General features: G+C 38.1%; 9 protein-coding genes. All 9 read left to right on the top strand.

The window, feature by feature from the left end; translation table 11 throughout:
• The first annotated feature begins 143 nt into the window (after nucleotides 1-143).
• The 9 genes from BU038_RS11055 to wecB all read left to right on the top strand — a co-directional run bounded on the left by BU038_RS11055 (nucleotide 144) and on the right by wecB (nucleotide 8,105).
• On the top strand, nucleotides 144-743 hold the full coding sequence (locus tag BU038_RS11055) for a thymidine kinase (RefSeq protein ID WP_002481799.1): 600 nt from the start codon (nucleotides 144-146) through the stop codon (nucleotides 741-743).
• 2 nt (nucleotides 744-745) lie between these two features.
• The gene (gene prfA / locus BU038_RS11050; protein WP_023016117.1) at nucleotides 746-1,822 is read left to right on the top strand and encodes a peptide chain release factor 1; all 1,077 of its coding nucleotides are present in this window, start codon (nucleotides 746-748) and stop codon (nucleotides 1,820-1,822) included.
• A complete protein-coding gene (gene prmC / locus BU038_RS11045) occupies nucleotides 1,812-2,651 on the top strand; it encodes a peptide chain release factor N(5)-glutamine methyltransferase (RefSeq protein WP_107606080.1) in 840 nt (279 codons plus the stop codon). The genes prfA and prmC overlap by 11 nt, the downstream gene beginning before the upstream one ends.
• 106 nt (nucleotides 2,652-2,757) lie before the next feature.
• On the top strand, nucleotides 2,758-3,801 hold the full coding sequence (locus BU038_RS11040; RefSeq protein ID WP_107606079.1) for an L-threonylcarbamoyladenylate synthase: 1,044 nt from the start codon (nucleotides 2,758-2,760) through the stop codon (nucleotides 3,799-3,801).
• A complete protein-coding gene (locus BU038_RS11035; RefSeq protein ID WP_107606078.1) occupies nucleotides 3,798-4,232 on the top strand; it encodes a low molecular weight protein arginine phosphatase in 435 nt (144 codons plus the stop codon). Before BU038_RS11040 ends, BU038_RS11035 begins: the two co-directional genes overlap by 4 nt.
• A 113-nt stretch (nucleotides 4,233-4,345) precedes the next feature.
• A complete protein-coding gene (locus BU038_RS11030; protein WP_107606077.1) occupies nucleotides 4,346-4,873 on the top strand; it encodes a TIGR01440 family protein in 528 nt (175 codons plus the stop codon).
• A 25-nt stretch (nucleotides 4,874-4,898) separates the two neighbouring features.
• Entirely contained in the window at nucleotides 4,899-6,137 is a 1,239-nt protein-coding gene (gene glyA, locus BU038_RS11025; RefSeq protein ID WP_002481793.1) for a serine hydroxymethyltransferase, read from the top strand.
• A gap of 23 nt (nucleotides 6,138-6,160) precedes the next feature.
• Entirely contained in the window at nucleotides 6,161-6,790 is a 630-nt protein-coding gene (upp, locus tag BU038_RS11020) for a uracil phosphoribosyltransferase (RefSeq protein WP_002481792.1), read from the top strand.
• Between the two features lie 163 nt (nucleotides 6,791-6,953).
• A complete protein-coding gene (wecB, locus tag BU038_RS11015) occupies nucleotides 6,954-8,105 on the top strand; it encodes a non-hydrolyzing UDP-N-acetylglucosamine 2-epimerase (protein ID WP_107606076.1) in 1,152 nt (383 codons plus the stop codon).
• Nucleotides 8,106-8,247 lie beyond the last annotated feature (142 nt).

The raw sequence follows: 8,247 nt of genomic DNA, 5'->3' as shown, positions 1-8,247 counted from the left end.
GTATTTTACTCTCGCTTTTGAAGCGAGAGTTTTTTTGCTTTTTTGTCCGAATTTATTCGGATTTTCTTTGAGTTATTTCTCTGTCAAAATTAAAAATATGATATAATGAGATGATTTTGTTTTGAAAAGGAAGGAAAAGCATAATGTATGAAACTTATCATTCCGGCTGGATTGAATGTATTACCGGCAGCATGTTCAGCGGTAAATCTGAAGAACTTATCCGCAGATTAAAACGCGGCATGTATGCAAAACAGAAAGTCGTTGTATTTAAACCTGCAATAGATAATCGTTACCATAAAGAGAAAGTGGTATCGCATAATGGTAATGCGATAGAAGCCATTACAATTAAAGCAGCTGAAGAAATCTTTGAACAGGATTTAACAGGGGTAGATGTCATCGGGATTGATGAAGTCCAATTCTTTGAACATTCAGTAGTAGATATTGCACAAGAGTTGGCTGAACAAGGTCATCGTGTGATTGTTGCTGGATTGGATATGGATTTCAGAGGAGAGCCTTTTGAACCGATGCCGCAACTTATGGCAGTCAGTGAACTTGTCACAAAACTGCAAGCTGTATGTGCGGTCTGTGGTGCACCTGCCAGCAGAACACAACGTTTGATTAATGGCAGACCTGCTAAAGCAGATGACCCGATTATTATGGTCGGTGCAGATGAAAGCTATGAACCGAGATGTCGTGCACATCATATTGTTGCACCAAGTGAGACTGAGAAGGAGGAATTATAATCATGTTTGATCAATTAGACATTGTTGAAGAACGTTATGAACAGTTGAATGAATTACTGAGTGATCCAGATGTGGTCAGTGATTCTGATAAACTGCGTGAATACTCAAAAGAACAATCTGATTTACAAAAAACAGTAGATGTTTATCGCGAGTATAAACAAAATAAAGAAGACATTGAAGAAATGAATGAAATGCTGAATGAAACAACAGACAAAGAAGAAGTCGATATGTTGAAATCAGATATCAGCGAATTAAAAAATACATTACCTGATTTAGAAGAACAATTAAAATTATTGTTGATTCCTAAAGATCCAAATGACGACAAAAACGTTGTTGTCGAAATTCGTGCTGCAGCAGGCGGAGATGAGGCAGCTATCTTTGCGGGTGATTTATACCGTATGTATTCACGTTATAGTGAGGCATTAGGTTATAAAACTGAAGTCATTGAAATGAATGACAGTGACCATGGCGGTTTCAAAGAAATCAGTTTTATTATTAATGGGCAAGGCGCTTATTCTAAATTGAAATATGAAAATGGTGCACACCGTGTACAACGTGTACCTGAAACTGAATCAGGTGGTCGTATTCATACATCTACTGCAACTGTAGCGGTACTTCCAGAAGCAGAAGATGTAGAAATTGAAATCAGAAATGAAGACTTGAAAATTGAAACATATCGTTCAAGTGGTTCAGGTGGTCAGCACGTCAATACAACTGACTCAGCAGTACGTATTACGCATTTACCTACAGGTATTATTGCGACATCATCTGAAAAATCACAAATTCAAAACCGTGAAAAAGCATTAAAAGTGTTGAAAGCACGTGTATATGATATGAAATTACAAGAAGAACAAGAAAAATACGCATCTGAAAGAAAATCAGCAGTGGGTACAGGGGATCGTTCAGAACGTATTCGTACGTATAACTATCCGCAAAATCGTGTCACTGATCACCGCATTGGTTTAACGATTCAAAAATTAGATCAAATCATTGAAGGTAAATTAGATGAAATTATCGATGCGTTAACTATGTCAGAACAAACAGAGAAATTGAAAGAATTGAATAACGTTGAGTTATAAAGAAGCAGTTCAAGCTGCCTCAAAACAAGCAACAGTAAAAGGTTATGAACCAAAACGTGCTGAATGGCTGTTATTGGATTTATTAGATTGGTCGTTGACAGATTATGTGCTGCATATGCAAGATACTATGCCAGAAGAACATGAACGGTTATATCAACAAGCAGTTGAACGCATGTTGACAGGGGAACCGATTCAATATATCACTGGCTTTCAAAGTTTCTTAGGTGAAAAGTTCGAGGTAGATGAACGTTGCTTGATTCCGAGACCTGAAACGGAAGAAGTGCTGATGTACTTTTTAGAACGTTTGCCTAAACAGAGTGTGGTAGCAGATATCGGGACAGGAAGCGGTATCTTAGCTGTTTCATTAAAGCGTTTAGAACCGAGTTTGACAGTATATGCGTCAGATTTGTATGAAGGGCCGTTAACGATTGCGGAAGCTAATGCGAAGAAGCATCAAACAGAAATAACTTTTGTTCAAGGCAGTGATTTAGAACCTTACATTGAACAAGGGATTCGTTTAGATGGTTTGATTTCTAATCCACCTTATATTGATGAAAGTGAATCAATCGATATGGCCGATACAGTTTTGGATTATGAGCCGCATCAAGCTTTATTCGCAGAAGAACAAGGCTTAGCTGTTTATCGTGCAATCATTGAAAAGTTGCCGCACGCTTTAAATGACCAAGCACTTGTTGTCTTTGAAATCGGTTATAACCAAGGGGCAGTCTTAAAAAAGATGATTGAAACAATGTATCCGAAGATACAAGTGGATGTCATCGCTGATATAAACCAAAATGATCGAATTGTCGCATTTAAATGGTCAGCTTAAACAGAGGATGAGAAGTTATGGGAGAAGAAGGGGAATCACACATTCCCTGTTCTCGCATAACTTCTTATTTTGTTTTACAATTAAATTGAAAGGACGTGCAGCGAAAATGATGACAAAAACATGGGATTTACGTAACCAATTACATACAGAACAAGGTCAACGTGCATTAACAGAAATCAGTGAGATTTATCATGCAGGCGGTTTAGTCGCCATCCCTACAGAAACGGTTTATGGATTAGGCGCTAACGCATGCGATGACCAAGCCGTACGTCGTATTTATGAAGCGAAGGGACGTCCATCTGATAATCCTTTAATCATTCATATTCATGATAAAAATCAATTAGATGATTTTGTTGCTTCCTATTCAAAAGAAGTGGAGCGATTGATGGATGCCTTTTGGCCAGGACCGATTTCTTTTATTCTACCGCTGAAATCAGGCTACTTATGTGACCGGGTGTCTGGAGGACTTGATTCTATCGCAGTAAGAATGCCGAGCCATCCTATTGGTCGTGCTATTTTGAAACATACAAATCTGCCAATTGCTGCACCGAGTGCTAATATCAGCGGCAGACCTTCACCTACAACTTTCACACATGTCTTTAATGATATGGATGGACGGGTAGAAGGTATAGTAAACGGTGATCAAAGTGAAGAAGGTTTAGAAAGTACAGTGCTTGACTGTACACAATATCCTTATAGAATCGCGAGACCAGGTGCGATAACAGAAGAAATGATTGAGTCTGTATTGCCAGGTTCTGTAGATCATAATGCGCAACTTAATCCAGAAAAGCCGATTGCGCCAGGTATGAAATATAAACATTATTCACCACAAACACCTGTAGCTATGCTGACAGATTTAACACAAGCCATTTCAGAGGATAAAGATTGGTCACACACATTGTTTGCGGTACCTGCGACATTAAAAGCATACTTGCCAAAAGATGCCATTTATCGTGAACTTGCACAGGATGTCACTGATTTAAAATCTGCGAATCATATGCTATATCAAATCCTGCATGAGCTTGATACAGATACATCTATTGAACAAGGTTATATTTATCGTTTTGAACCTACGGATGAGAGTACAGCTTTCTTAAACCGTTTAGAAAAAGCAACAGGTAACCAACAAATAGGAGCGGATCAACTGTGAAAATAATCTTTGTTTGTACGGGAAATACGTGTCGCAGTCCAATGGCTGAAAGTATTGCGAAATCTCTAATGCCAGAACATACCTTTTATTCAAGAGGATTATTTGCGATGAACGGACAACCAGCTGCTGCACATACGCAATCAATTTTAGAAGAGAAAAATTTAGACGCGCCGACAGAGGCATGTCAGTTGTCTGAAAGTGATTTAGATGCAGATTTGATTTTGACAATGACTGAAGGTCATAAGCAGCAAATTGAAATGATGTATGCGCAAACATTACCGGTATATTCGCTTTATGAGTTTGCGGGACAAAATGGTGAAGTTTCAGATCCATATGGTGGTGACCGAAATCAATATCAACAGATTTATAACGAACTGAATTACTTATTAAACGAAGTGAAGTTGCGATTGGAAAAAGATGTTAAGAATTAGTATGAGTTGAGCTTTAAATGCGTTATAATAGCTACTATATAGCATCGTTTGCTTACATAAGTGAAGACTTTTCTGTTTTCGCTTAAGATGAGTTTACAAAGGGGTGGAATTAAATGGAAAATTTGAAGTTATTGCTTAATGAATTAAAAGAACAAGATTTCTTCAAACCTGGAGAAATTTGTGTTATTGGTTGTTCAACATCTGAGGTTATCGGTGAGCGAATCGGCTCAGTCGGTTCAATGGAGGTTGCGCATGAAATCTTTGATGCTTTAATGGAAATTCGTAAAGAGACGGGTGTCACTTTCGCATTTCAAGGTTGTGAGCATATCAATAGGGCAATTACTATCGAAAGAGAACATTTCAATCCACTTACAATGGAAGAAGTTACAGTTGTGCCCGCAACGCATGCTGGCGGCAGCATGTCGACATATGCTTATCGTCACTTAGATAATCCGATGGTTGTTGAACATATCACTGCTGATTGCGGTATTGATATTGGTCAAACTATGATCGGCATGCATATTAAACATGTTGCAGTACCTGTACGTACTTCAGTTAAGCGTGTTGGGGATGCGGTCGTAACACTTGCGACTTCTAGACCTAAGCTAATCGGCGGCGAACGTGCTCACTATACTTTATAACTAAATGAATTGGGGGAATGATGTCATGTCATTTATCGAAAAGGAAGACAAAGCAGTATTTGAAGCTATTCAAAACGAATACAATCGTCAGAATAACAACATTGAATTAATCGCATCAGAAAACTTTGTGTCAGAAGCAGTAATGGAAGCACAAGGTTCAGTATTGACTAACAAGTATGCTGAAGGTTATCCAGGACGCCGTTACTATGGCGGTTGCCAATTTGTAGATGTAACTGAAACATTAGCAATTGAACGCGCGAAAGAGTTATTTGGTGCAGAACACGTTAACGTACAACCACATTCAGGTTCACAAGCAAATATGGCAGTTTATTTAGTTGCATTAGATTACGGTGACACTGTATTAGGTATGAACTTAAGCCATGGCGGTCACTTGACACATGGTGCTAAAGTCAACTTCAGCGGACAATTTTATAACTTTGTCGAATACGGTGTAGATAAAGAAACAGAACGCATCGATTATGAAGAGGTACGTCGTCTTGCAAAAGAAAACAAACCTAAATTAATCGTTGCGGGGGCATCAGCTTACCCAAGAGAAATCGACTTCAAGAAATTCAAAGAAATTGCTGATGAAGTCGGTGCTAAATTAATGGTAGATATGGCACATATTGCTGGTTTAGTAGCTGCTGGTTTACACCAAAACCCAGTGGACTATGCTGATTTTGTGACAACTACAACGCATAAAACTTTAAGAGGCCCTCGTGGCGGTATGATTCTTACTAAGAAAGAATATGCGAAACAAATTGATAAAACAATTTTCCCAGGTATTCAAGGTGGACCATTAGAACATGTTATTGCAGCGAAAGCAGTAGCATTCGGTGAAGCATTGCAACCTGAGTTCAAAGTTTATCAAGAACAAGTCATCAAAAATGCGAAAGCATTAGCTGATACGTTAATCAATGAAGGCTTCAGAGTTGTCTCTGGCGGTACAGAAAACCACTTAGTAGCGGTTGATGTAAAAGGTTCATTTGGTATTACAGGTAAAGAAGCGGAAGAAGCATTAGATGAAGTGGGCATTACTTGTAACAAAAACACAATTCCATTTGACCAAGAAAAACCATTCGTAACAAGTGGTTTACGTTTAGGTACGCCAGCTGCGACAACACGTGGATTCGATGAAAAAGACTTTGAAGAAGTAGGTAAAATCATCAGCCTAGTTGTTCAAAATCCTAAAGATGAAGCGAAGTTAAAAGAAGCTTCAGAACGCGTACAAGCTTTGACTTCAAAACATCCACTATATAAATAAGAGAACTAGGAGGCTATTCCTTTATGGGAAAAGTACATGTATTTGATCATCCGTTAATTCAACACAAATTGAGCTACATCCGTGACGTCCACACTGGAACAAAAGAGTTCAGAGAATTAGTAGACGAAGTCGGTATGTTAATGGCATATGAAGTGACAAGAGATTTGGAACTTCAAGATGTTGAAATTGAAACACCCGTAACTAAAACGGTAGCAAAAAGACTATCTGGTAAAAAGTTAGCTTTTGTACCGATTCTTAGAGCTGGCTTAGGTATGACTCAAGGTGTCTTGAGCTTAATTCCAGCAGCGCGTGTTGGACATGTCGGTTTATACCGTGACCCAGAAACATTGGAAGCAGTCGAATACTTTGTTAAATTGCCTCAAGACATTGAGGAAAGACAAATTATTGTGGTAGATCCAATGTTAGCAACAGGTGCTTCAGCAATTGAAGCTATCAACTCATTGAAAAATCGTGGTGCGAAACATATTCGCTTCATGTGCTTAATTGCTGCGCCTGAAGGTGTGGAATTACTTCAAGAAGCACATCCAGATGTAGATATTTATATCGCTGCACTTGATGAAAAACTGAATGATAAAGCATATATCATCCCAGGTTTAGGTGATGCTGGAGACCGTTTATTCGGTACGAAATAAGACAATTCAGCAGTCACACATGTTAACCCATGTGCATGCTTTAAATGGAAATAAGAGATAAATAGTTATAAGAGTATGCAAATTGTTTAGCATAGTTGAACAGAATGTTCAATCTGTGATGCCATAACATTGCATACTCTTTCTCTGTATAGGAGGCATTGACTTGAAGAAAATAATGACAATCTTCGGCACACGACCTGAAGCAATTAAAATGGCACCGTTAGTCAATCAGTTAAAACAAGAAGAAACGTTAGAACCTGTTGTTGTCGTTACGGCTCAACATAGAGAAATGCTTGATGCTGTGTTGGAAACGTTCGATATTCAACCTGATTATGATTTGAATATTATGAAAGCAGGGCAGACGTTATCTGATATTACTTCTAGAGTCTTAAAAGGATTGGAAGCGGTTATTCAACAGGAAAAACCGGATATGATTTTAGTCCATGGAGATACGATGACCGCATTTGCCAGTGGTTTAGCAGCATTTTACAATCAAGTTGCTATCGGTCATGTAGAAGCTGGATTAAGAACTTGGAATAAGTATTCACCGTATCCTGAAGAGATGAATCGTCAAATAATCAGTTGCTTAGCTGATATTCATTTTGCGCCGACAAAACAAGCGAAGGCGAATCTATTGAAAGAAAACATACCAAGCTCCACAATTGTAATTACAGGCAATACTGCCATTGACGCCATGAACACGACTATTAGAGATGATTATCATTCAGAAGTAATGAAACGTCATGAAGGCAAACGTGTTATATTGCTGACAGCACATCGAAGAGAAAATTTAGGTGAACCCATGGCACACATTTTCAGTGCAGCACGCAGATTAGTAGAAGCACATGAAGATGTAGTACTGGTCTATCCGATGCATAAGAATCCTAAAGTGCGTGAGATTGCAGAGCAATATCTTAGCAATCACGAGCGTATTGAATTGATAGAACCTTTAGATGTTGTGGATTTTCATAATTTTGCACATCAGTCTTATTTGATTTTGACAGATTCAGGCGGTATCCAAGAAGAAGCGCCATCATTAGGTAAACCTGTATTGGTATTAAGAGATACGACAGAAAGACCTGAAGGTGTAGAAGCGGGTACTTTGAAATTGACAGGGACGAATGAAGAAGATGTGTATAGAGAAGCAGAATTATTATTAACGGATAAAGCACGTTATCAACAAATGAGTGAAACAGCTAATCCTTATGGTGATGGAAAAGCATCTAAACGCATTTGTGACAATATTAAGTATTATTTTAACCTGACAAACGAAAAACCGGTTAATTTTAATGAAAATAAAGACAATTATGAATGATTTGTTAAAAATGTGTCTAATTTGTGACAAAAATCACTCATAAGAATTGCATGTTTTGAATGTAATTGACACGCGTTCCGTTGCTATATTATGATTAAAAATGTATGGATGAAATGGTTTACAAATGATTCGTATCTCCATG

Origin of the sequence: Staphylococcus simulans (assembly GCF_003043455.1) — a bacterium.
In the GTDB taxonomy this organism is placed as follows: Bacteria; Bacillota; Bacilli; order Staphylococcales; family Staphylococcaceae; genus Staphylococcus; species Staphylococcus simulans_A.
This window is presented reverse-complemented; position numbering and strand designations above follow the sequence as displayed.

Coding starts and splice junctions, on each gene's coding strand:
- BU038_RS11055 (WP_002481799.1), top strand. CDS start 144: ATGTATGAAACTTATCATTCCGGCTGGATTGAATGTATTACCGGCAGC.
- prfA (WP_023016117.1), top strand. CDS start 746: ATGTTTGATCAATTAGACATTGTTGAAGAACGTTATGAACAGTTGAAT.
- BU038_RS11040 (WP_107606079.1), top strand. CDS start 2,758: ATGATGACAAAAACATGGGATTTACGTAACCAATTACATACAGAACAA.
- BU038_RS11030 (WP_107606077.1), top strand. CDS start 4,346: ATGGAAAATTTGAAGTTATTGCTTAATGAATTAAAAGAACAAGATTTC.
- glyA (WP_002481793.1), top strand. CDS start 4,899: ATGTCATTTATCGAAAAGGAAGACAAAGCAGTATTTGAAGCTATTCAA.
- upp (WP_002481792.1), top strand. CDS start 6,161: ATGGGAAAAGTACATGTATTTGATCATCCGTTAATTCAACACAAATTG.